Origin of the sequence: Enterococcus sp. 4G2_DIV0659, from assembly GCF_002140715.2 — a bacterium.
In the GTDB taxonomy this organism is placed as follows: Bacteria; Bacillota; Bacilli; order Lactobacillales; family Enterococcaceae; genus Enterococcus_L; species Enterococcus_L mansonii.
This window is the reverse complement of sequence record NZ_NGLE02000001.1, coordinates 2359404-2383068: the sequence shown is the minus strand read 5'-3', so window position 1 is coordinate 2383068 and position 23665 is coordinate 2359404. Positions and strand designations below refer to the sequence as shown.

The 23665-nt window shown below is 34.7% G+C and carries 19 protein-coding genes; 5 read left to right on the top strand and 14 right to left on the bottom strand.

The window, feature by feature from the left end; genetic code table 11:
- Nucleotides 1-12: 12 nt before the first annotated feature.
- The gene (locus A5880_RS11080) at nt 13-2001 is read right to left on the bottom strand and encodes a glycosyltransferase family 2 protein (protein WP_086329102.1); all 1989 of its coding nucleotides are present in this window, start codon (nt 1999-2001) and stop codon (nt 13-15) included.
- Between the two features lie 301 nt (nt 2002-2302).
- Here A5880_RS11080 and A5880_RS11075 point away from each other — a divergent pair, with 301 nt between their 5' ends.
- The 4 genes from A5880_RS11075 to A5880_RS11060 are packed head-to-tail and all read left to right on the top strand — an operon-like array spanning nt 2303 to nt 5727.
- Entirely contained in the window at nt 2303-3487 is a 1185-nt protein-coding gene (locus tag A5880_RS11075; RefSeq protein WP_179190325.1) for a betaine/proline/choline family ABC transporter ATP-binding protein, read from the top strand.
- Nucleotides 3488-3491: 4 nt separating this feature from the next.
- Nucleotides 3492-4127 (top strand): ABC transporter permease, encoded by a 636-nt coding sequence (locus A5880_RS11070; protein ID WP_086329100.1) that lies wholly within the window; start codon nt 3492-3494, stop codon nt 4125-4127.
- Nucleotides 4127-5059 (top strand): osmoprotectant ABC transporter substrate-binding protein, encoded by a 933-nt coding sequence (locus tag A5880_RS11065; protein WP_086329099.1) that lies wholly within the window; start codon nt 4127-4129, stop codon nt 5057-5059. The genes A5880_RS11070 and A5880_RS11065 overlap by 1 nt, the downstream gene beginning before the upstream one ends.
- Entirely contained in the window at nt 5059-5727 is a 669-nt protein-coding gene (locus A5880_RS11060; RefSeq protein WP_086329098.1) for an ABC transporter permease, read from the top strand. The genes A5880_RS11065 and A5880_RS11060 overlap by 1 nt, the downstream gene beginning before the upstream one ends.
- A 127-nt stretch (nt 5728-5854) precedes the next feature.
- Here the strand turns inward: A5880_RS11060 and A5880_RS11055 are convergent, their stop codons facing one another.
- The 8 genes from A5880_RS11055 to A5880_RS11020 form a co-directional block, all read right to left on the bottom strand.
- On the bottom strand, nt 5855-6754 hold the full coding sequence (locus A5880_RS11055) for a prenyltransferase (protein WP_086329097.1): 900 nt from the start codon (nt 6752-6754) through the stop codon (nt 5855-5857).
- Nucleotides 6755-6975: 221 nt separating this feature from the next.
- Nucleotides 6976-8799, bottom strand: a complete 1824-nt coding sequence (locus A5880_RS11050) for an APC family permease (RefSeq protein ID WP_086329096.1) — start codon at nt 8797-8799, stop codon at nt 6976-6978.
- Nucleotides 8800-9049: 250 nt separating this feature from the next.
- Nucleotides 9050-10711 carry a MutS-related protein gene (locus tag A5880_RS11045; protein ID WP_086329095.1) on the bottom strand — a complete coding sequence of 554 codons (1662 nt, stop codon included), beginning with the start codon at nt 10709-10711 and terminating at the stop codon, nt 9050-9052.
- A gap of 122 nt (nt 10712-10833) precedes the next feature.
- A complete protein-coding gene (locus A5880_RS11040; protein WP_086329094.1) occupies nt 10834-11166 on the bottom strand; it encodes a hypothetical protein in 333 nt (110 codons plus the stop codon).
- 147 nt (nt 11167-11313) lie between these two features.
- Nucleotides 11314-12477: a cation diffusion facilitator family transporter gene (locus A5880_RS11035; protein ID WP_179190324.1), complete on the bottom strand. Its 1164-nt coding sequence runs from the start codon at nt 12475-12477 to the stop codon at nt 11314-11316.
- A 358-nt stretch (nt 12478-12835) separates the two neighbouring features.
- Nucleotides 12836-15502 (bottom strand): YhgE/Pip domain-containing protein, encoded by a 2667-nt coding sequence (locus A5880_RS11030; protein WP_086329093.1) that lies wholly within the window; start codon nt 15500-15502, stop codon nt 12836-12838.
- Nucleotides 15503-15699: 197 nt separating this feature from the next.
- Nucleotides 15700-15927, bottom strand: coding sequence for a hypothetical protein (locus A5880_RS11025; protein ID WP_086329092.1), 228 nt, complete (start codon nt 15925-15927; stop codon nt 15700-15702).
- 106 nt (nt 15928-16033) lie between these two features.
- Complete coding sequence (locus A5880_RS11020) at nt 16034-17398, bottom strand: FAD-dependent oxidoreductase (protein ID WP_086329091.1); 1365 nt, start codon at nt 17396-17398, stop codon at nt 16034-16036.
- Nucleotides 17399-17589: 191 nt separating this feature from the next.
- On the opposite strand from A5880_RS11020, the gene A5880_RS11015 reads away from it, so the two are divergent.
- The gene (locus A5880_RS11015; RefSeq protein ID WP_086329090.1) at nt 17590-19071 is read left to right on the top strand and encodes an AcpB/EbpR/MafR family transcriptional regulator; all 1482 of its coding nucleotides are present in this window, start codon (nt 17590-17592) and stop codon (nt 19069-19071) included.
- Nucleotides 19072-19353: 282 nt separating this feature from the next.
- Here A5880_RS11015 and lepB read toward each other — a convergent pair whose 3' ends face one another.
- From lepB to A5880_RS10990, 5 genes are all read right to left on the bottom strand, one after another.
- Entirely contained in the window at nt 19354-20190 is an 837-nt protein-coding gene (lepB, locus tag A5880_RS11010) for a signal peptidase I (RefSeq protein WP_086329089.1), read from the bottom strand.
- A gap of 188 nt (nt 20191-20378) precedes the next feature.
- Complete coding sequence (locus A5880_RS11005; protein WP_086329088.1) at nt 20379-20786, bottom strand: LysM peptidoglycan-binding domain-containing protein; 408 nt, start codon at nt 20784-20786, stop codon at nt 20379-20381.
- A 32-nt stretch (nt 20787-20818) separates the two neighbouring features.
- Entirely contained in the window at nt 20819-22174 is a 1356-nt protein-coding gene (locus A5880_RS11000; RefSeq protein ID WP_086329087.1) for a coiled-coil domain-containing protein, read from the bottom strand.
- Between the two features lie 32 nt (nt 22175-22206).
- Entirely contained in the window at nt 22207-22908 is a 702-nt protein-coding gene (locus A5880_RS10995; RefSeq protein WP_336577139.1) for a hypothetical protein, read from the bottom strand.
- 373 nt (nt 22909-23281) lie between these two features.
- Nucleotides 23282-23662: a type II toxin-antitoxin system PemK/MazF family toxin gene (locus tag A5880_RS10990; RefSeq protein ID WP_086329085.1), complete on the bottom strand. Its 381-nt coding sequence runs from the start codon at nt 23660-23662 to the stop codon at nt 23282-23284.
- Nucleotides 23663-23665: the final 3 nt, after the last annotated feature.

Here is a 23665-nt window from a genome sequence, read left to right as displayed (position 1 = left end):
AATTGGCTCCTTTTATGACAATAACTGTTGATTTTTTTGTGCATCTTTTCTATTTTTAAAGATGCGTTTCAAAATCGTGTAAAATTTTACTCTGATTGAATGAATATCGCCGATACCATATGTCGTATCTGAATAAATCAGACCCAACCAACGATAGTGATTCTTTCGAGAGAACCTTTTTATCTTAAATGTAATTTCAATTTTTCCTTCTACAGTAATAATACGCGAACGAATCATTTTCACATTTTTTATTTTCTCAAAAGAAAGTAAACTTTCTCCTTGATTTAGTAATAAACTCAAGTATGGATCTTTTTGATCAGTAGTAATGATCACACCTCGTTCTCCCAAATAGCTAATTTGAACAGGAACATACTGATTATCTTTCACGAGTTTGCCTTGATAGTCGACAGGTATATTCATCGGTAAACGAGGGCGTTCATATGCTACGCTTACAGCTACTGTCAAACTGACAATATTATATAAAAGCCAGTAAAGGTTGATAGAAAAAATATTCCACCACTGTAACTGGTTCATATCCAGCTGAAAAATGTAATAGCCTAATGCAAAGCAGTTTGCTCCCAACAAAGCCAACTGAACCTTACAATTCCGCCAATCAAAATAGCCTTTTGAGCCTTGAATTCCTTTGATCGTCACATGAAATTTTTTGTTCTTTTTAGGACTAAACAATGTTTCCTTCCAAACCGCCCAAGAAACTTGAGGGGCGGTCACTAATTCATAAATATTACTGATAAACGAATTGTATTTTTTCCTAGCAACTGACTTATACATTAGACTACCTGATATAAAAGCTGGCAGCCAAAATACCACAAGTTGAGGCAATGTTGTTTTCAAGCTTGAAATATCGAAGACTAGATACAAAAACGGACAAAGTAAATAAATCAATTTATACATCCCCGCATACCAGTACATCACACCATCAATATAAAACCATTTTTGAATAAATGTTAAATTTTTCAATTTTTTTAAAGAATATTTCTTGATTACTTGTACATTTCCGCGTCCCCAACGATCACGTTGTTTTACATAATCTGCCAGCGTTTCTGGTGAAAGACCTGAAGCCAATGCTTCGTTAACAAAGACTCCTTGCCAACCATTATTTTGCAGCAACAATCCTGTTGCCATATCTTCTGTAATCACTCCTGTAGTAAACCCGCCAATCGAATCTAGCGCTTCACGCTTGAATAAAGCATTACTGCCCACATAAAGCACAGCATTAAAACGATCTTTTCCTTCTTCTAAGCTACGCATAAAAAAGTCTTGCTCATTGTTTACTTCCTCATCTAAATACAAGTTATGCTGGAAGATATCCGAATTGAAGAAGGTTTGCGGCGTTTGAATAAAGCCAACTTTTTCTTCTGCAAAATGACCAAGCGTTCGTTGTAGAAACTCTCTTTTTGGCACCATATCAGCATCTTGAGTGACTATAATTTTTCCACTCGTTTTAGTCAGCGCGTAATTTAAATTTCCCGCTTTAGCATGTTCATGCGTTGGTCGAGCGATAAATTTAACTCCGTGTTTTTCGGCTAGTCTTCTAACCATAGGACGATCTCCGTCATCACAAAGATAAATGTTCAATAATTCTTTGGGATAATCAATCGACAAACAACCAATTACCGTTCTTTCCAATATGTCAATATTCTCATTATATGTTGCAACTAAAATATCAACAGTAGGCAATTCACTTAAGTCAGCTAATGATTTTTCAACCCGTTTGTACGGCTTCCAAAATAAAAATACTAAAGTAAATGCCTGAACAAAGCCCATAAATTCAGCAAGATACAACAGACTTCCTGCTATCAGTTCAATAATGCTCCCCTTTGGAATAGTATACAGAATCCGCCAAACCAAATAGACAGCTTGAATGACAACAAAACCAGATAACACAAATTTTCGATAGGTTTCTTGCTTTTTTGAAACAAAGTAAAACAAAAATAAATAACTTAAACTAAATACCAAGTATCCAAACCCAATTTTTTCCATTTCGCTCTCCTTTCTACTTTCTATTATTCATAAAATAGTAGTAGCTATCCAACAATATACTAAGGTTTTCTACTATTGTCAATAGAATAATAGTCAAGAATTTAACCTCTCGCCTATTTCATGATCGTTGTGTTTTTTTGTCCCTTCAACATTTCGACTCTCAGCCTTTTTACTGCCTAAAAAAGAACATCCCATTTGTCCTAAACATCATTTTGTAGCATACTAGTAGTAGGAACGTTTCATTGAAAAGGGTATAGCTCAGGAAACTAGACAAAGAAAAAAAGAATTTGGGGTGAGAAAGTTGATCGAATTTCAACATGTTTCAAAAATTTACAAAGGTGGAAAAATCGCTGTAGATGACGTCAATCTGTCTTTTGATAAAGGTGAATTTATCTGCTTTATCGGAACCAGCGGTAGTGGAAAAACTACTTCTATGCGGATGATCAATCGGATGACGGATCCATCAAAAGGAAAAATTTTAATCAATGGCGAAGATATTCAAGCCATCAATCCTGTTGAGTTACGTAGAAAAATCGGCTACGTAATCCAAAATATCGGCTTAATGCCGCATATGACCATCAGAGAAAATATCGTACTTGTACCAAAACTTTTAAAAGTCGACCTAGAAGAACGAAATAAAATTGCCGAAAAAATGATCGATCTTGTTGAACTACCTAGAGAAATGCTTGATCGTTATCCAAATGAACTTTCTGGTGGACAACAACAACGGATTGGTGTGGTCAGAGCATTAGCTGCTGATCAAGATATTATCTTGATGGATGAACCTTTTGGTGCCTTAGATCCGATCACTAGGGACTCTCTACAAGATTTAGTGAAAGATTTGCAAGAACGCTTAGGCAAAACAATTGTTTTTGTCACTCACGATATGGATGAAGCACTAAAATTAGCTAACCGAATTGCCATTATGAGCGAAGGTAAAGTCATTCAGTTTGACACACCAGACAATATTTTACGTCATCCTGTGAACGAGTTTGTTGAAGAATTGATTGGAGAAGATCGTTTAATTCAGGCTAAACCAGATATTACTACCGTTGGTGAAGTGATGCTGAACAATGCTATCACAATCACGCCAGAAAAATCATTATCTGAAGCAATCAGACTGATGAGAGAAAAACGTGTAGATACACTATTAGTTGTTGATGGCTCAGGCGTTTTGAAAGGCTTTATTGATGTTGAAACCCTTGACCGCCGTAGAAACACCGCAACTAGTGTGAGTGATATTATGAATCCTAAAGTGTTCTTCGTAAAAAAATCTTCCTTATTACGAGATACCTTACAACGTATTTTAAAACGCGGATTAAAATATGTTCCAGTAGTCGACGATCATCAAAAAGTCGTTGGGATTTTAACTCGAGCTTCCCTAGTAGACATTGTTTACGACGTTATCTGGGGTGAAGAGGAAGAAGCTACCGCTATAAGTGAAATAGAATCAACTGATGTCAAACAGCCTCAAGCGGAGGTGTAGAAAAATGAATCAGTTTCTTTTAGAAAGAGGAAATGAACTTGTTACAAAAATTGGTGAGCATATATTTATTTCTGGTGTTGCCCTTGCTTTAGGTATACTTTTTGCCGTACCCATTGGGATTTTGTTAACCAGAACCAAAAGAACTGCTGTAATTATCATTGGTTTGACTAGTGCATTACAGACTGTCCCTTCATTGGCTTTACTAGCGTTGATGATCCCTATTTTTGGTGTAGGAAAAATTCCTGCGATAATTGCTTTATTTATCTACTCCTTATTGCCAATTTTACGAAACACTTATATCGGAATCAAAGAGGTCAGTTCTGATTACAAAGACGCTGCCAAAGGAATGGGCATGACCAATATCCAATCAATTTTTATGGTTGAACTGCCGATTGCAATGCCAACTATTATGGCGGGAATTCGACTATCTGCTGTATATGTGATTGCATGGGCGACCTTAGCTTCTTACATTGGTGCTGGTGGTTTAGGAGACTTTATTTTCAGCGGATTAAACAATTATCAACCTGATTTGATTTTTGCTGGAACAATTCCTGTTACTATTTTGGCTTTAGCCGCAGATTTATTACTCGGTTTGTTGGAGAAAAAATTGACTCCTAAAGCATTAAGGGAGGCAGAATAATGAAACGAACAGTAAAATTATTTCTCATCGCGTTTAGTAGTGTCTTATTATTAGCAGGTTGTTCCTTGCCAGGCTTATCTTCAAATTCCGATGATTCCACCATTTCAATTACAGGAGGAATTACGTCGGAAGCACAAATTTTGGCCAGTTTGGTTGCAGGAATGATTGAGCATTATACCGATGAAAAAACAACAATCATCAATAATTTGGCGACAACAACCATCAATCATCAAGCAATGATGAATGGCGACGCACAAATTTCGGCTGCCCGTTATACAGGAACCGATTTGACGACTACATTAAATATGGAACCAATCAAAGATCCTAAAAAAGCGTTTAAAGCTGTTCAGACAGAATTTGAAAAACGATTTCAGCAACAATGGTTTAATTCTTATGGCTTTGCCAATACCTATGCATTTATGGTCACACAAGAAACAGCTAAAAAATATAATTTAAAAACTATCAGCGATTTAAAAAAAGTCGGTGATCAATTAACTGCCGGTGTGGATACTTCTTGGATTGATCGTAAAGGGGACGGATACAAAGGTTTTACAGAGACATATGGATTTGATTTTAAACGTGTCTTCCCGATGCAAATCGGTTTAGTGTATGATGCTGTAGCAGCCGGAAAAATGGATGTTGTGCTAGGGTATTCTACAGATGGACGAATTGGTAGCTACGATTTGGTCATCTTAGAAGATGATCTACATTTCTTCCCACCTTATGATGCATGCACAGTTGCAACGGATGCTGTGTTAAAAAAATACCCAGAGCTAAAAGGGGTCCTTAGCAAACTAGATGGAAAAATCTCAACAGAAACCATGCAAAAATTAAACTATCAAGCTGATAATGACCTGATGGAACCAGAAACAGTGGCTGAGAACTTCTTGAAAGAACACCATTTCTTTGAAAATGAAGGAGGTGGGAAATAATGCAGAATTTACAAGAGATGAATTTGTTGCAGCAGTTTTTCTATTACTTTGAACAAAATGGCAGCTACGTGCTGAGCCAATTCGTTCAACACTTTCTGATTTCTATTTATGGTGTGTTATTTGCCGCAATTGTTGGTATACCAATTGGCATTTTTATTGCTCGGCGTAGAAAACTAGCTGGCTGGATCATCAGTATCGCCAACTTGATTCAAACGGTTCCTTCCTTAGCCATGCTGTCGATTTTAATGTTAGGGCTAGGTTTAGGAGTAAATACGGTTATAGTAACTGTGTTTCTCTATTCTCTGTTACCAATCATCAAAAATACCTATACTGGCATGATTCAGGTAGACAAAAATATTTTAGATGTCGGAAAAGGTATGGGTATGACAAAATGGCAACGCCTTTACATGGTAGAATTGCCCCTTTCTGTGTCCGTTATTATGGCAGGTATTCGAAATGCCTTGGTGGTCGCTATCGGAATCACAGCTATCGGCGCTTTCGTTGGGGCTGGCGGCTTAGGAGATATCATTATACGAGGAACCAATGCAACTGACGGAACAGCCATCATCCTTGTTGGCGCATTACCTACAGCTTTAATGGCTATCATTACAGACTGGATTTTAGGTATGATTGAACGCCGTTTAGACCCGGCGAGTAAACATTCATAGAAAAGAAAATAAGAGCCTGAGATATAACTCCAAAGTTATGTTTCAGGCTCTTATTTTCTGAATAAACGGTACTACTACGCTTCGCTTCGATCACACCAACCTCTAAATGCAACTAAATCATTCATTCTTAAACTAAAATACCGATCAAATAAAAAACAGGATAGCCAAACATCAACATTGACATGCCTTTAAGTACAAGAGGAAAGGTTTGTTTTTTTATTTGCTGTTGAAAGTAAGGCCGTAATATTATCAAGGTTATTGGTAACAATACTAACAGCCATAAAGTCATCGGTGGTGCTTGCTTAAAGTAGACGGCCACTGGAATCGCTACATAACTTAACACCGTGAAAAAAATAAGCAAATATACACTATTCTTCTTCCCTATATAATAGACAAGCGTTCTCCGCCCATTTTTGATATCTTCTTCAAGATCACAGGTATTATTTGCCAGTAAGTTGTTGAACATACAAAAAAACATTGGCATAAAACCAATCAACATCACCCCAAGTGTTTGGCTCGTCATCTTGATTTCACCGTAATTTGCCAGATAAGCACTTATTATTGGAATCATAAAACCACTTAACATAGCTGGAATCGTTTCAGCTATCGGTAAACTATTGATAGGTCTGCGTCCATAAGAATACCCAAATCCAACATAATAACCCAAAATCCCCAATAAAAAAATCAATAGATCTGTTGAAAAAACTAAAATCATCCCAAAAAATAAAGAACAAATCAGAAAAAATAAAAAGACCTTTTTCACTGTTTTTAAGGAAAGGTTCCATTTACTGATAGTACTTATATGCACTTTATATTGTTCATCCAATGCATTTTTGTAATCCATATAATTGTTAAAAATATTCATCGTAATATGATATAAAAATAAAATAATCAAGAAAATAAGAATACGCCAATTAAAAAAATTTCCATATGAATAAGCGCCATAAGCCATCCCTAACAAAACTAAAAACCAATCTAACGGTGTTGTATAAACCTCTCCTAATTCCCATAAAATTTTAAGTGACATCTTTTTCTCCTATCTGGTTTCGCATTATTTAATGTCAATTATACCTTCTTTTTAGAAAGAAGAATAATATTATCACTTTACAGAACTCCCGATACAATTGGTTACATCAGAGAAAATACCTTATCGATCACTTTAAAAAAGGTATGGGCATAACTCTTGGAGTTACATCCCATACCCTAAACGATGAGAGCAGAAGCCTCGTCCCACGCACGTCTTTTTTCTTATTTTTTCAAATGATAACTATACGTTGCAACCACGATGTTCTCCCGCCAAGATAACCGCAAACGCAAGCGTAGACTCGTCTGATTATGCAAAATATTTTGCCAACGACGATTCGGAACAAATTGTGGAATCAAAACAGTAGTCGTATAATTTCTTTTAGCTGAATTTTTCCCTACCAGATCGACATAGCGGAGAATCGGATTAGTGATCGAACGATAGGAAGAATGGACGACCGAAAAACGAACATCTGGAAAATGTTTTCTGAATTCCTCCTCGATTTCTTTTTCCTTCGCTATATTTTCATCTAAGGATACATGCATCGCAACTACATAATCGCCGATCGATCGAGCATAGTTAATCGCTCCGACATTTGCCTGAGTAGCATTCCCTACCAGAACAATCACTGTATTGCCGTCAAATTCTTGTTGTTGAACGGTCGCTTCTATACGCAACTGTTCCGCAACATTTTGATAATGAGCATGAATACTGTAAAAAATGAAAATCAAGATAGGCATAATAATAAAAAATGGCCAAATATCTCCTAATCGATAGATAAATAAAATAACAATAATTGCATAAGAAATAAACGCTCCGACAATATTGGCAATGGATTTTGACAACCATTTCTTCGTCTCTTTACGCCATTTTACTACCATTCCTGTTTGAGATAAGGCAAACGGAATAAAAACACCAATCGAATACAGTGGAATTAAGCGTTCTGTTGATCCTTGAAAAATCAGCAGCAACACTACTGAACCGCCAGCCAAAGTCAAAATCCCATTAGAATACCCCAAACGGTCTCCCCGATCCATATACATATGAGGCATAAATTTATCTTTGGCTAAATTATACGCTAAAACTGGAAACGCTGAAAAACCAGTATTCGCAGCTACAGCCAAAATCAAAGCAGTTGTAAATTGAAGCACATAATACATCACGTTTTGACCAAAAACAGCTTGACCAATTTGAGCTAGCACTGTCATTTCTGTTTTCGGAACAATTCCATACCAGTAATTGATAAAAGTAATTCCTACAAAAAAGAAACCTAAAATCACTGCCATCAATGCTAGAGTACCTGCTGCATTTTTTGCTCTAGGCTTTTTAAAAAAAGGCACCGCATTACTGATTGCTTCAACTCCAGTTAATGAAGAAGAACCAGATGAAAATGCACGTAAAATCAACGCGATCGTAATTCCAGGGACAACAGTTCCTGGTATCGCTGTCGCATGTAGAGGTACAGCTCCGGTAATAATTTTAAACACTCCTGTGACAATCAAAAGAGTAATCACTGCAATAAAACTGTAAACAGGAAACATCAGAAAACTAGCAGACTCTCTTAGTCCCCTCAAATTCATCAGCATGATCAACAAAACAATCCCAATTGAAATGCCTACTTGATGACCATATAAAGCTGGGATTGCTGAAATAATTGCTTGTGCCCCAGCAGAAACAGAAACAGCTACAGTCAACATATAGTCCACTAATAATGAACCTCCAGCAACTAAACCAGCATTTTTCCCTAAATTCTCACTGCTGACGACGTAAGCCCCACCGCCATGAGGATAGGCATGTATAATTTGACGATAAGATAGCGTTAATGAAATAAGTAAAATAATAACAAAAGCAGCGATTGGCAATGAATACCAGATGGCAGCAGCGGATAACGTTACAAGTACAACAACGATTTGTTCTGTCCCATATGCAATTGAAGATAACGCATCCGATGACAATAAAGCCAACGCTGCAAAACGGCTTAATTTATGTTCATCATTTTCAGCCGATTTTAGGGGTTTTCCGATAAACAATCGTTTTAAATAGTCCACTTTTTCATCTCTCCTTTTCAATTATATTTCAGAAAAAAATAGTTTTTTTCTATAAACAATCACATATGCTACGCCTCTAGACTATTATTGTCAATTATTTACCTATGAAACTATTGAAATATTCATTCCTTCCTCTTCAACAATTAAAGAAATTCTCAACTCATTAACTTTCTAACGATTACTAAAAAAAATAAGGATTTAGCAGAAGTGTTCTTGTCACTAAACATTTCTGTTAAATCCTTACTGTTGCTTACTCTAATTTTTTCCACGTACGGTATTCATCAAAATAGGCAGCTTCTTTCTTTGCTTGTTCCACCACACTTTTTGGGTAATTTAGAACATGTAATAGTTCAATAGCATTCCTTGTTACAGACGGCCCTTGTCTTAAGCAGTAATCGAATGTTACACCGTTTTCCTTCGTTACTTGTTCTTCAAAATGGACGTTGGTACAAGAATCTTTCAAAATTTCAGTCAATTCGATATCGTGAGTCGCAACAAACGCTAAAGATGGATAATCCCCTAACCAGTGAACCATGCTTGATGAAGCCGCGATTCGTTCGATTGTATTTGTTCCTTTCAATATTTCATCAATGAAACATAGGCAAGGAACTTTAGTCTCTGTTAAATCAAGTACTCGTTTGACTGATTTTATTTCTGCTACAAAATAACTGTCGCCTTCAAAAATATCATCTTCCACCGCCATTGAAGTCAAAATATGACCAAAAGGCAATTGAAATTTCGTGGCTAAAGCCGTATGAATCGTCGTAGAAAGAAGGCAACTAATTGCTACACTTTTAACATAAGTTGACTTTCCAGAAGCATTGGAGCCTGTAACCAATGTATTCTCGGTCCAGTTCACATCATTTGGCACAGGTTTTGCTAATAAAGGATGGTATACTTGTTCACCAATCACTTCCACTTGTTTTGAAAAAACAGGTTGGCTAGTATCAGGCATTATTTCACGAAAATTCAAGACCGCAGCCCCAACTTCTAATTCCCCTAATAAACGCCATAGTTCCTTTGCCTGCGCTTCATGTTTGGCTAATTTTTTTAATACAAAATTATACGAAATAAATGGCAACATAAAAATCATTGCCAAATAATCAAACATCAATTCCACCTCACTATTGGTTTTCACTCGAAAAGAAATACCAAAAATAGTCATAGAAGCAAGCGGCTTTAGATTCGATGCTATTTCACGTTGAAGCGGGGTTTCTATTTTAGCTAGTTTTTGAGCACACGCTATCGTTTGAACCAAATACCCCATACACGATAACTCTCGTTCTAACTTTTCTTTCTTCACTAAATAGTAAATAACGTTAAATAAAACGGAAGCTAAAAGCAAAGTGATTGTCCATTTTGTTGGAAACACCATAAATAAAATCACCTCTAAAACAGGTAAAAGACTGCAAAATAGGTAAAATTTTCCATTCGCTAATTCCTGCTCTCTCGTTTCAGTCAAATAGCTTTCTACGTAATTATTGTCTTTTTTTCCTAAACAAGCGAATTGATATTGGATTTTTTCTCTAATTTTTGGATTTTCCTTATAAAATCCAATTAATTTTTCAAGTCGTTCATGACTTTCTGTTGAAAAATGAACGTTTCGTAATCGCTGATATAATGCCTCAGAACCAATACTTGAATAGGTTGCATTGATTTGTTGAAATAAAGAGAAACCATCTAGGTCATACCAGGTAATCTCATCAATCTCACTATCATAAGCTCTATACTCTTTCGCCTTTTTCCAAGCCTTTTTTAAACTGTCTTCTTTATCTAAAAAACGATTAGTAGGTAACGTTGCCCAGTTCCTTTTAATTTTTGCTTTTAGTTTTAAGCGGTTATTCATTTCTATTGCAATAATTACTAACATAATACAACCAATAAACCCTAACACAATCCATTGTATACTCATTCAACATGCCTCCTTTTCTTTTTAGTATATGACTTTGAGTGTGAAGCTTCAATACAAACATTTATTCACTCAACAAAAAAACTGACTAGAACGTCTTTCAACAGCCCCGTCAGTTTCTATGATTATACTTCGTAATAATTTTCCTGCATACTCTTTATATTATCTAAATGCCATTCTTGTGCTCCATCTTCTTCCAGAAAAGAACCCGCAGAATATTCTAACCGTTTAGAATATTGGGTATTAGAAGTTAACATATGGGCAATCGTTTCATCTTGCATCTTTATTATATGTTTTAAACGGACACGCTCCAACTTTAAGTTTGTAATTTCCTCTTGTTGCATATCTTTTTTAGCGAGTAAATGCCTTAAAAATTGTTTATCCCTCACCATAACCAACGCTAAAACAACAATCACAACCACTAGAAAATATAGAATAATTAATAAATTTGTTCCCATTTTATAATTCCTCCTAACAATTCATCCTAATGATAACATGTTAGGAAAGGAATTTTTTTCATTTTTTTAGCAAAAACAACTGAATTAATAGATATTTTTGATAAACCCAACTAAATTAATCTTTTTTTAAAATTATTTTAGATATAATTAGAGTAAATAGTTATGATCAAAGATGATTTCAATACTAAATTCTCCCATCTTTCTATACACCTGTTCCTGGATTCGAATCTTTAATTCTTGATCTGACGCCTTGAAGTGATTTGGAACAACTAAATCAAATAAAATACGCGGCTTGTCCCCATGATCAATAAAACGAATATCATGAGCCTTTAATTTACTATTGATTCCTTTAATAATTTTTTTCAGTTCTTGATGGACAAATTGCTGCATCTGATCATGTAAATTGACCGGATCAATATGACAAACCAAGTCCACGCCAAGTTGTTCTTTAAATTGTTTTTCAATTCCATCAATGGTTTCATGTGCATGATTTAAATCCCACCGATCATCTATTTCGATATGCACTGAAGCAAACGTTTTATTGGGTCCATATTGATGGATCAACAAATCATGGTAACCGACTATTTCTGGAACAGATGATAAATACCCCTTCATTTCATCAATCGCTTCCTGATCCGGTCTTAGCCCCATCAATTCATTGACAAATTCTCGAATCAATTGTAATCCGCTAAAAATAATATAACAAGCAATCAACAATCCCACAAAACCATCGATTTTCAAACCAGTAATCCCTTCAACGGTTGCTGAAACTAATACTGCAATCGTTGTGTATACATCGTTTAAACTATCTTTAGCTGTTGCAACCAATGTGTTAGAATCAATTTTTTTAGCTACTCGTTGATAAAAAACACCTTGCCAAATTTTGATCAAAATAGAAACCAATAACACAACCAAAATAATCGGAGTTACATTGATACTTTGCGGATACTTGATTCGATCAATCGAAGTCATGAAAAACTGAAATCCCACAAAGGTAATCAACAACGAAACCAACATCCCACTAATGTATTCAAAGCGCTCATGTCCATAAGGATGTTCTTCATCTGCTGGTTTTCCAGCGATATGAAATCCGACTAATGTCAAAATAGAAGAAATCGTATCTGATAAATTGTTCATCGCATCTGCCATAATTGAGACACTCCCAGACACCAAACCAATCAATAATTTACTAATAAAAAGAACTAAATTCGACAATAATCCGATGATTCCTGCAAACACACCAAAAGCTGTCCTACTATCTGCTTTTCGCCGTTGTTTTCTTTCAAAACGATCAATTAAAAAATTTATCATAATAATCCCTACCTCGTTTTCAGCATATCCTAACACTATAAAATGATTTCAAGTATTTGTATAGTAAAATACTGCTTTTTTTAGCGAGTTTTTATTGTTTAGAATGTCCCAATTTGATTGATGGGGGCTCTTTGTTTTTTTGTTAGGGATGCCTTGAACGATAGAATAAACTCAAAAAGTGGCTGAGACACAACTCTACGAGTCATATCCCAGCCACCTGAAAAAACAATAAACGGTGGGAGCAAAAGTAACTACTACACTTTGCTTTGATCACATAAATTTCTAAGTGTTAAAGTACCAAGAGTTGAATACTTTGTAAATACGCTTTTGTTCCTACCTAGTTTAACAATCCATTATTTTAATGGAAGATATGACTTTCATGAGAAACTTTTGCTAATTTCTTCGTTTTCTCCTCAATATAAGGGTACAAGAATATCCCTAATAGACAGAAAACAATAGTGATCCCTAGCATAATAAGAATTGCTTTCCAAGCATTCGGCCAGAAAATTCCGCCCGCTGATTCTCGTAACAGATTAACCGCGTGCGTGAATGGTAAAAATGGATTAATAAATTGGAAAAATTTTCCAGACACTTGGATTGGATAATTCCCTCCACCTCCAGATATGGAGAGTACCAAGATAATAATCGCAGCACCTTTACCAACATTGCCAAATAATGCTACTAATACATACACCATCATCATAAAGGCTAAGGCGATCAATAACGCAAACAGCACACTATAAAATGGTTGTCTAACGTCAACTCCCAGAAGATAATAATTTCCTAAAGTAACAATCAATGCTTGCGCCAATCCCATTACTAAGAATGTCAACATTCGTGCAGAGAATTGTTCTCGTTTAGTATATTTCCCGCGATCCTTTTCGTCTAAATAGTAATCAGTTGTTGCAACGCTTGAAAATAATACTGCACCAACCCATAAACAAAGAGCTGTATAAAATGGTGTACTGGCAGAACCATTATTAGCAATTGGGTAAATCTGATTTTCTGAGATTTCTATTGGTTTAGTGAAGAAGTCACTTTCTGCGTTAGCATCCAATTTAAGCAATTTTATAACTTGTCCAAGGTCAACATCCTTTTCACCTTTTCGAATCGCTTCAGCGGCCTTATGCAGCCCTGTTTTGATATTCGGCCAGTCGTTTTGAATTAAATCATTCGCTTTATTCAACGCCGCTTCAAGATCTGGCATTTTTTTATTGACTGTATCTAAGGTATTTGTGATGTTGTTTTTAATTCCAGGGTAATCATTTTGGATAAAAGCAGCCGCCAATCCAAGTTTTTCTTCTACAACAGGCAATTCATTTGTATATAAATCGGCACCTTTGTTGATGCCATTTACGATTGTATCCATGTGACTATTCAACATAACGTTCGCATCATGAATTTCTTGCTTAATTGCAGGTAATTCTGCTTGGTATTTTTCCAAAATGCCAATTGCATTGGACACAGTTGCTTCAGTTGCGCTTAACAATGCAGCAAAATCAATTTGTTTCGCTTGATTAAGCAAGCCTTGAGCTGTTGAGATGGTATTGATCAGTTTAGTTAAAATATCATTGACCATTGCTGACACTGCATCTACATCGATACTTCCAGCTGTTGCCGCAATTTGATTGGCTCCATCTTGAATCGCTTGTAGATCAGCATCAGTAATCGCATTGACATCTAAACTATCTACTTTATTTTTCAACGTGGAGATTAGCTGATTTACGGTTGTCAGTTTATCAATCGTTGGTTGTAGCTCTTGATTTCCAGCAGCTTCTTGAATTTGAGTCAAGGTTTGGATCAATTGTTCAATCACTGCTTGTTGACGACCTAAACTTTCGGATAATTGTTGTTTTAACATTTCGCGTTCAGCAGGTGTTAATCGATTGTCTCTGAGTTGCTCAACAACTGATGCTACACTTGAGCTGATTGTTTGAATTGCTTGTAATGTTACTTTCATACTGCTGGTGATTCCAGGCAGTGCTTCTTGTAATTTTGCAGCACCCTCAGAAGTTGCTGTTGCTAAACTATCTGCTTGATCACCTAATTTTTGGATCTCTGGCAATGCTGTTTGAACGCCTTGAATAATTGTCAATCCTTGTTTTGCTTCATTGATTCCTTCATTCATTGTTTGTTCCACAGAAGCAAAATCTTCATCAATCATTGCTAATTGTTTACCAGCATTTTGGATTTCTGGAATTTTTTGTTGCAAAGTTAAAATAACTTTGGCTTGTTCTTTGATAGTCGGCATTTTATCATTTAGCTCAACCAATTTTGTTCCAAGCGCATCTACTTGAGGCAAATACTCTACAAATTCATTTGCTTTAGCTAGTTTTGTTTTCAACTCTGGCATTTTGCCATGAAGTGCGACTACCTCTTGTGTATATTTATCAATTTGATCAATATTTTCATCAGTTGAAAGAATCATATTTTTTACCTTAGTGATGCTAACTAAATTAGAATCTAGATTATAGCCAATCTCATTAAACACTTTGATCAATGTACTACTAGCTGTTTTGGTAAATTGATCTGTGATTTGTGCTTGTAAAGAGGTTGCTCCTTTATCCGCAATTTTTGGCGCAATCGCATTGATTTTTTCATTAATCGAATACTCTATTTTGGGTTTGGTGATTTCTCCTGTCGTAAAGCTTAATAGATCTTTAGAAAAATCTTTCGGCAAATAAATTCCTGCATAATACTTACCAGACTTTACCCCTTTGTCTAATTCTTGTTTTGAATCAACGAATTTCCAGCCTAATTGCTTGTTTTCATGAAGGTTTTTAAGCACTTCATCGCCAATGTTCACTTCTTTGTCTTTGAAACTCGCAGCCTTATCATCGCTATAAACTGCAATGGGTAACTCTCCTGTATTTGCATAAGGATCCCACAGTGCCTTGATATTAAACCATGCATAAAGTGATGGAATAATCATCAGTGCAATAATCAAAAATGTAGCGATTGGGTTTTTAAAAATGCGTTGCCAATCTAATTTAAATAAGTTTAATGTATTTTTTATATGTTTCATCCTGCTCACCTACTCTTTTTAATGACTGATATACTTTAGCATAATTTTTTTATCAATAACAAATGAAAAAATCCGTTTTTGTCTATTTCTACGACAAGTTCTTTGAACTGTCGCACAGATTCACCAGATTTATTTCTTTTACACCTAAAAAAAGACAAACTCATCCAAATGAATCAGCTTGTCTCTCGTCTGTTTCCTTATAGTTTTGCTGAAAACTCTGATACTACTTTTTTCACTTCGTTTACTGAATCAGGATCTAAATAAGAAAGTGCTCTTGGAACCACGCTCATAAGATACATCTTATCAAGTTTATCCGTTGCTCTTCTTTCCATCAATTCTGCCAGCAAATGTTTCATGTCTTCTTGATGAGCAGCGGTAGTCCGATCCATAATGAAGTCATAAAATTGCTTTTCTTCTGCTTTCATTCGCTTTGCCTCCTAGAATTTTATTCTATTATAAGCTTAAATGGAAATAAGTAGAAGTAATTTGCATTTATAAAAAAATAATAACATTTAATCAACATTATACCTATTACTTAGTCTTACGATGTTGTTTTACTTTATACTTTTCAATCAAAAATTCGTAGGCTGTTCGACTGATAATCCCCATAGGTTGATTGATGCTTGGATTAAAATAAAAGTCCATAGTAACCAGTTCTTCTAACGTTGTTCCTTTGTCAATCGCAAGTGACAACGTATTGATTGACTGGGTAATATCTCTTTCAGACATCAGTTGACCACCTACCAATTTATGGCTTCCTTTTTCAAAAACCATCTTGATATATACTTCTTCTTGCAACTCAAGATAGGGCAATTGACAGGGTAACTTCAAAAAAATCCCTTCTACATCGATCCCTTCAAATTTTGCTTCAACTTCAGTTAGTCCTGTACTAGCAACATAATAGCCAAAAATTTTGGTGGCTGTTGTTTTTTGAGTCATATGATAGTTCATCTGATGCCCCACTACATTCATCGCAGCAACTGTCGCACTTCGTACAACGTTATTGACTAAAGGAATAAATGATTTGCGATAACTGTTACGTACAGGGTATGAAATGACATCTCCTATCGCAAAAATATCTGGATCACTTGTCTGCATCTGTTTATTCACTCTAATCGTACCATTCGTATTTAAATCTAAAAAGTCTTTGACAAGCGCAGTATCTGGTCGAGCATTGACCGCAAGGATGACATAATCATTCCTAATTTTTTCACTTGTTGTCTGTGTTATGAACGTTTCTTCTTCCACATCAGAAAAGCCAATTACACTTTCGTTAAGATGGAGGTGCACACCAGAATCCTTAATTTTTTGTTCTATGATTGAAGACATTTCCTTACCTATATACCGAAATAGGAGCGAATCTGCACTTTCGATTAAATGAATTTCTTTGCCTTGTTTTTTTAATGCATCACACAATTCCACACCAATATAGCCTCCACCTACAATTGAAATAGATGCTGACTCTTCCAAACGCTTTAACACTTCTTGTGAGCTAGGATAACTTTTGAACACAGTCACTTTTTCTTTGTCCGGTAAAGTTAAATTAGTAAGAAATTGATTGGATCCAGTTGCAAGCACTAGTTTTTCATAAGTTAATTCATGCTCAAGCTCTTGACTATCCTTATAAACAATTTTTTTCTTGTCTGGATCAACTGCCGTTACTGTTGCATCAAGCAATACAGTGATATCTTTATCGTTTAGCTCCTCCATCGTAATATATCTAGCATGATCTAATTCATTGACCAATTGATTCATTTTCAAAATAATTCCACTTGAAACAAAACTGATCTCACTTCTTTTTTCGATTAAAACAACCTCAATTTGAGGATTTAATTTTTTTATCGTTAATGCCGCATGAAGCCCTCCGTGTGAAGCACCTATAATAATCACTCTCACTGAGGTTCTCCTCCTTTCAATCAATTAAACGAACCGATATCTCGTATATTTCTAAATAAAAAACAGCATTCTTATTTGTTATACATATAATTATAGTTTTTTTAAATATTAATACGTAATAAATTTCTTTTTATAAGTTGCGTATTGCCATTTTGATGTGAATCAAGTATCCTTAAAGTGAGGTGTCTATTATGCTGAAACGAGATTTTTTAGAAAAGCCCTTTGATTATATGAATGATATCTTATTATTTTTATATAACAATCAAGGCAGTGCAACAAAAAACGAGCTAGTTAGTGAATTTCAGATTAGTTTACCAACTTTAAATGAATATTTGTCTTTTCTACAAAGTTTTCTAGAAGAAAATGACGTAGAGGATCAAGTAGAGATAACGCTGCAAGGCGAAAACATTTATTTAAAAAAGCAGCCAACATTTCCATTAAAAAAAATTGTTGTCCTTTTTTTGGAAAAATCAATCAAATTTCAAATGGTCAATCAACTATTTAACAAAGGTGAGCTAAGTTGTGATTATTTTCAGTTGAACTACGCTATTAGTTCAGCAACTTACTATCGTAAGATTACAGAGTTAAATGAATTACTCAAAGAGTTTCGCCTTCAAATAAAACGTGGAAAACTGGTTGGAGAAGAAAAACAAGTCCGCTATTTTTTCTTTAATTTCTTTTGGTTTCTATTTGAAGATAAGTCGAATCTTGAAAAAGAAACGGCGAATCAATATCTTGGTTTTGTAGATATTTTAAAAGAATCCCTTAATTTGACCTTTGATCCAACAGAAGTACTTCAAATTAAATTGTGGATGAAAATCTCTTTTCGACGGCTGACAAATGAATACAACCCAGTCATCAGTCCAAATTACGATTATCCAGATCGACCATTGTTTGAAGAAATCAATTTAGCCTTACATACATATATGAAAAAAATCGACCGTCCATATACTATTTACGAAGCGTACATGTTTTATGACTTCTTTTGTTCCATGCATAATTTTTCACCTAATTCTTCTTTTGCCTTTAGGCTAGCTGAAAAACAACGCAGGGAAAGTTCTTACTTAAATTATATGAATAAAGTGATTTTAAAGTATCTTAAACAACAAGGTTATTTGTCTAGTTATGCTTCATCCGCACGTTTACTATACATTGAAAATTTATTATTCCAACTTCATTCCCAACTTTATTACTTTGATGGTTTTATCTTGCCTTTTGACAGTTGGACGATTAAGTCGATTGTTAATGCGCACCGACATCCATTTTCTGGTAACGAAGTATTTGAATTAATGGATATTGCAACTAAGAAATTTGATCAAGATGGTGAAACAGGGAATTACAAAAATAAATTCACTGAGATTCACTACACAATCATTTTAAATCATATTGCTGAACTGAATGAAGAAAAAATCGCTATAGGTGTCTATCATTCACTAAATCCATTCGTTGGTGAGCTTGTCATACAACATTTAACAAATGTTTTGGGGCATAAATACCCTATTAAAGCCGAAGCGTTCAAAGAAGATAGTCACTACGACATCCTTCTTTCCAATATCTATAGCGAGATAATTTCTGAGAAGCAAGAATTTATCTACATCTTTTCAGATATTGGTAATAGTTATGACATGACAGAAATCGAAAAACTCATTATCGAACTTATTGAAAATAGATAAGAAAAAATCATTCAGTTATCACTAATTGAAATTATAACAGAGAATGCTTCCATCGTGTTCTCTGTTTTCTTTGTCTTTATTAAATTTAATGAGAATATTCATTTATTCCACTAAAAAAAAATCTAAATTCTTTTATTTTTATTCTCCATAATTGTAAAAAAAACAAAGGGAATTGTTAATAAAAAAAGAGTGACTGGGACATAACTCTACGAGTTACACCCCAGTCACATGGAATTGGAATAAACATTGTCTGGTAAAACAACTTCTTTTTAATCTCTTCTCTTACTTTATCCAGCCTATTTGATTAAACGGGGCATAGCGCGCAGAAACGACCCCTTCAATCGCTTTTCCATCAACTAAACCAAATGTTCTACTATCACTTGAATTATTACGATTATCGCCTAAAACAAAATAATGGCCTTTAGGAATTTTTTTCAATTGGGACATTTGAGCTAAACTATCTGCAGAAACATTTATTTTAATCGTTCCATCAGGTAATTCACTCGCCGCTGAAAGTTCAGATGCTTTCGGTAATGATTCCGCTTGAGGGTTTATGAACAAATAATTGTCTTCTGTCCAAACCAAATCCCCTGGCATCCCTATTACACGCTTGACATACTGAAATTCACTCTTTACTGGTGGCTTAAATGTAATAACTTCATATCTTTTAGGCTCTTTTGTTCGCCTAACTATTACTCTGTCCCCATTTTTTAGTGTGGGATTCATAGAATCTCCGTCCACCATATGAGGAGATGTTTTTAAAATAAAGAAAAACACAAAAATAGCAAATAAAACGATAGGAAACATAAATTTGATTATTTCAACAACATTTTCTTTTCTTTTTTTCTTTTTTCTTTTTTCAAATTCTTCTTTTGTTAGTTTCCTTTTTTTCTTTTTTTTGTTCACTAGATCTGTTTTTGGGGCGACTGTCACTTGTGGTCTTGGTCTTTTTTTCCTTTTTTCTTCGACTTGTATCGCTCGTTCTTTTGGGTGGGGACGTTTCTTTTTGGAAACAGATTTTTGTGTTTGTTTATTTCTATTTTTCGATTTTTTAGGTTGATCTAACTTTCTCTTTAACTGTCTTTTTAATCGTCTAAAATATTTTTTTAGTTCATCCATGACACACCTCAATTATACCGATTATGCTCTTAATTAAGAATAACAGACTACTATACATTTTGCCATAGAAAAACAACGTGAATTATCCGTCTGTTTCTTTGTATTTAACTTACTTCGTTTAATCAAAAAAAGTGAGCGAAGCAAAACTAAACAACGTTTTGCTCCCCCCACCTAAATACCACTTTTTGTTACTTATCAAATACTAATTCTTGTCCTTCAACAATGACGCTATTACTAAGTTGATTTTTATTCATTAATGCCTGGATTGATAATCCTGTATCTTGAGCGATTTCCCATAGTGTCTGACCGCTTTTTACGATGTAGACTTCTTTAGGTACCTCATTTTTCTGACTTTCAGTGTTACGCTCAGGTGTTGTTGCATCTGTTTTAGAGTCAGCATCTGTTTTTTGAACATCTGGCGCTGATTCAGGTGTCGACTGTTCTATAACGCTACTTGGCGGAGGCGTTGAAACTACACCACCACCTGCCGATGCGCCTAAAATCAATGAATCAGACATAAAGTAAATAGCAGTACTAAACAATATTACAGAATAAATCAATAACTTAGGCGTTTTTCCATTGATTTGTTTTTTCATATTGTTCTTCCCTTCATTATTTCTTTGATGGATTAGTTTCCTGTTTTATCTAAGCGAGATAATTTGCTTAAGCGTTCTTCCAACTCGCGGTAAATAGTCATTACTTCATTCTTAGACTCTTCAACTTCGTTAGAAATGTTTTTCGCACGATTTCCGATATTTAACATTTCTAGTTCTGCTGAATTGATCATATGTTTCGCTTCTACTTGTGCTTCACTGATAATTCTATTGGCTTCTTTCTTAGCAGAAACCATTACTTCACCAATCTCTTGTTGTGATTTTAACGCTTCTTCTTGCAATGATTGGTTTTTCAGCAATAGATCATTAATTTGTTGTTTTGCTTGCAACAACTCAGCTAATTGATCTCCTTTAGCTTCGCCGGTAGCAGACATGTTACGCATTGTTTCTAGTTCAGCGTTCAATGTTTCTAATTCTTCTTCTTTTTCTTTATAGATGCTTCTTAAACCTGCCAATTCAGATTCAAAGACATTCTTTTGAATAGAGTATTTGTCGTTTAAGCCTTGAATGCGTCCAAGATTTGCTTCTAGCTCACTCTTATCTTTTAGTACATTTTCTAATTCTTTTTTCAATTCCTCAACGCGACCATTATCAACAGAAGAGTCACTGCTTGTTGCTAATGTAATTTCTTTCTCTTTTAGTTCTTGGTTTTCTTTTTGTAATAAGCGCATTTGTTCTTGAAGATCAGCAAGTTTTTGTGTCAACTCTTGTTTTTCTTTATCAGTAGTTTGAAGTGTTTCCTTCAATGATTCTAATTCCATCTTCACCGTCTCCAATGCTTCTTCTTTTTCTCCGATATTTCCTCGGGTAGCTAAATCAGCTTTCAACTGTTGAATCTCTTTGTCTTTTTCAATAATTTGCGTTGTTAATAATTGATCTTTTTCAACGAGCGCTTTCTCTAGGTGAGCAATTTGTTCTTGTCTACTGATCGTTTCTTTTTTCAGTGTTTCGATTTGTGCATTTAATCGAGCGATTTCTTCATCAGATGCAGCAGCTTCATGTGCATCTTCTAATTCAAAAATCTCTGTCTCTTTTTGGTTAAGTTGTGTTGCTAATTCATCGTTTTTCTCTTTTAATAACTCAAGCTCGCTTTGACTGCTTTCAACTTTAATTACCAATTGTTTGTTTTGTTGAGATAAACGGAAATTTTCTTCTTTATTTTGTTCAAAATCAGATTCTTGCAATCTGTATTCTTCAATTAGTTCTCTTAAACGTTTAATCTCTTGTTCTTGTTCTGCAACTAAGCTATTATTATTCGTTGTTGTCTCTGCAACTTTAGGTCGTTCATTTTCCGAACTGAAATCTACATCTTGTGATAATTCTTCTTCGGAAACCTCGTTAATTTTCTTAATTAACCGTCTCTTTGCCATATGTTTTACACCCCGTCTTTTATTTCTCTACTCTATTTTTCTAGTGTTACTTTTTCTAAGTTACCGTCTTTCGGCTCTCTTGAGTAAACGATTGATTGCTTAGATAATTTATTCGTTTCATCTCGATATGTAAAGTTAAAATCCATCATGGTAATTTCTTTTACTGGTTGCAACTCTTTAATAAAGATGTCAATATTTTTTTCAGCTGTCTTAAAATCTTTGAAAGTTAAAGCGGTAGGAAAAGCTGAAACGGTTAGTGTTCCAGTTTTCTGACTGATTATGATCGCTACATTCGCTTCACCAAAAAAGGGTTGCCAATCTCTTAGCAGTTGTAGTTCGTAATTGTCCAATGCTTTTGGATCGCGACTCTCTACGACTTTTTTCCAAGGAAATTCGGCTAGTTTCAATGTGTTTTCTTTATAGCTTTCAATTTCAGTCCCAGCAACTCCTCCTTTGGCATCTTTAATCTCTTCTATCTTCAACTCTAAATCTTTATTATCTTTTCTCAAAGTATCTTGATTGTAAAGTATCCCAAAAAGAATTAAGCAAAAAATAATTGCTGCAATCATTAAAAATAGTAATGATCGGTTGTTTTCTTGGTACTTATAAAAATTAATCTTGCGTTTCATTTTTGGACTGTCAGAATCTAAGCTCTCCAGCTGGAATCGTACATACAACTGATAACTGAAAAAAAGAAACAGTATTACTACTAATACAAACATGAAAATCGTCATCAAATATAAACTCCTTTATCCCTTAATAAAAAAACACTAAATATAGCTATTTTTTGAAAGTTATCCACTTTCCACCCAATTATACATAGTTTATTGTAACATTATGCCGCGCTATTGCCAACTTTTTTTTATAAATACGAATAAAAGTCAATAAAAATAGCCATTAGCAGGATGATTTTTAGTATTTTTTATTATTTTATTCAATCAAAATAATTGATTGATTCTTATTTTTGACGTTATTTTCTTATTATCTTCCTTTTTTTCCATCCATTATTAAAAATTCAAAATAACAGATAGAACATACTTTTGATGCTAAACAAGCAACGTATTTAGAAGATATACTTTATGTTTTTATTAGTAGTATCTGAGTCTTTTAACGATATGTACCTAGATTTTCTTCTTCTAGTTCAGCTTCAAAAATTCCTACACTGACGCCTAATGCCCGATCAACAGAATCCATGATCTCCATGCTTAAATGACAAACTTTCTCCTTCAAACGGATCTTATCAATTGTGCGGATCTGTTCCAATAAAATGACAGAATCACGTTCAATTCCTGTTTCTTCGGAATTAATACCTATATGTGTCGGCAATTTAGGCTTAGCCATTTTTGCTGTGATTGCTGCTACAATAATGGTTGGACTAAAATGATTTCCTAAATTATTTTGCACGACTAGTACTGGACGTACGCCCCCTTGTTCGGATCCTACAACAGGGGATAAGTCTGCAAAATATATGTCACCCCTTTTGACCATTTG

Bases quoted from the DNA above. Each gene is read 5' to 3' on its own strand.
- A5880_RS11080 (WP_086329102.1), bottom strand. From the start codon at position 2,001: ATGGAAAAAATTGGGTTTGGATACTTGGTATTTAGTTTAAGTTATTTA.
- A5880_RS11070 (WP_086329100.1), top strand. From the start codon at position 3,492: ATGAATCAGTTTCTTTTAGAAAGAGGAAATGAACTTGTTACAAAAATT.
- A5880_RS11065 (WP_086329099.1), top strand. From the start codon at position 4,127: ATGAAACGAACAGTAAAATTATTTCTCATCGCGTTTAGTAGTGTCTTA.
- A5880_RS11060 (WP_086329098.1), top strand. From the start codon at position 5,059: ATGCAGAATTTACAAGAGATGAATTTGTTGCAGCAGTTTTTCTATTAC.
- A5880_RS11055 (WP_086329097.1), bottom strand. From the start codon at position 6,754: ATGTCACTTAAAATTTTATGGGAATTAGGAGAGGTTTATACAACACCG.
- A5880_RS11045 (WP_086329095.1), bottom strand. From the start codon at position 10,711: ATGAGTATACAATGGATTGTGTTAGGGTTTATTGGTTGTATTATGTTA.
- A5880_RS11040 (WP_086329094.1), bottom strand. From the start codon at position 11,166: ATGGGAACAAATTTATTAATTATTCTATATTTTCTAGTGGTTGTGATT.
- A5880_RS11035 (WP_179190324.1), bottom strand. From the start codon at position 12,477: ATGATAAATTTTTTAATTGATCGTTTTGAAAGAAAACAACGGCGAAAA.
- A5880_RS11030 (WP_086329093.1), bottom strand. From the start codon at position 15,502: ATGAAACATATAAAAAATACATTAAACTTATTTAAATTAGATTGGCAA.
- A5880_RS11025 (WP_086329092.1), bottom strand. From the start codon at position 15,927: ATGAAAGCAGAAGAAAAGCAATTTTATGACTTCATTATGGATCGGACT.
- A5880_RS11015 (WP_086329090.1), top strand. From the start codon at position 17,590: ATGCTGAAACGAGATTTTTTAGAAAAGCCCTTTGATTATATGAATGAT.
- lepB (WP_086329089.1), bottom strand. From the start codon at position 20,190: ATGGATGAACTAAAAAAATATTTTAGACGATTAAAAAGACAGTTAAAG.
- A5880_RS11005 (WP_086329088.1), bottom strand. From the start codon at position 20,786: ATGAAAAAACAAATCAATGGAAAAACGCCTAAGTTATTGATTTATTCT.
- A5880_RS11000 (WP_086329087.1), bottom strand. From the start codon at position 22,174: ATGGCAAAGAGACGGTTAATTAAGAAAATTAACGAGGTTTCCGAAGAA.
- A5880_RS10995 (WP_336577139.1), bottom strand. From the start codon at position 22,908: ATGACGATTTTCATGTTTGTATTAGTAGTAATACTGTTTCTTTTTTTC.
- A5880_RS10990 (WP_086329085.1), bottom strand. From the start codon at position 23,662: ATGGTCAAAAGGGGTGACATATATTTTGCAGACTTATCCCCTGTTGTA.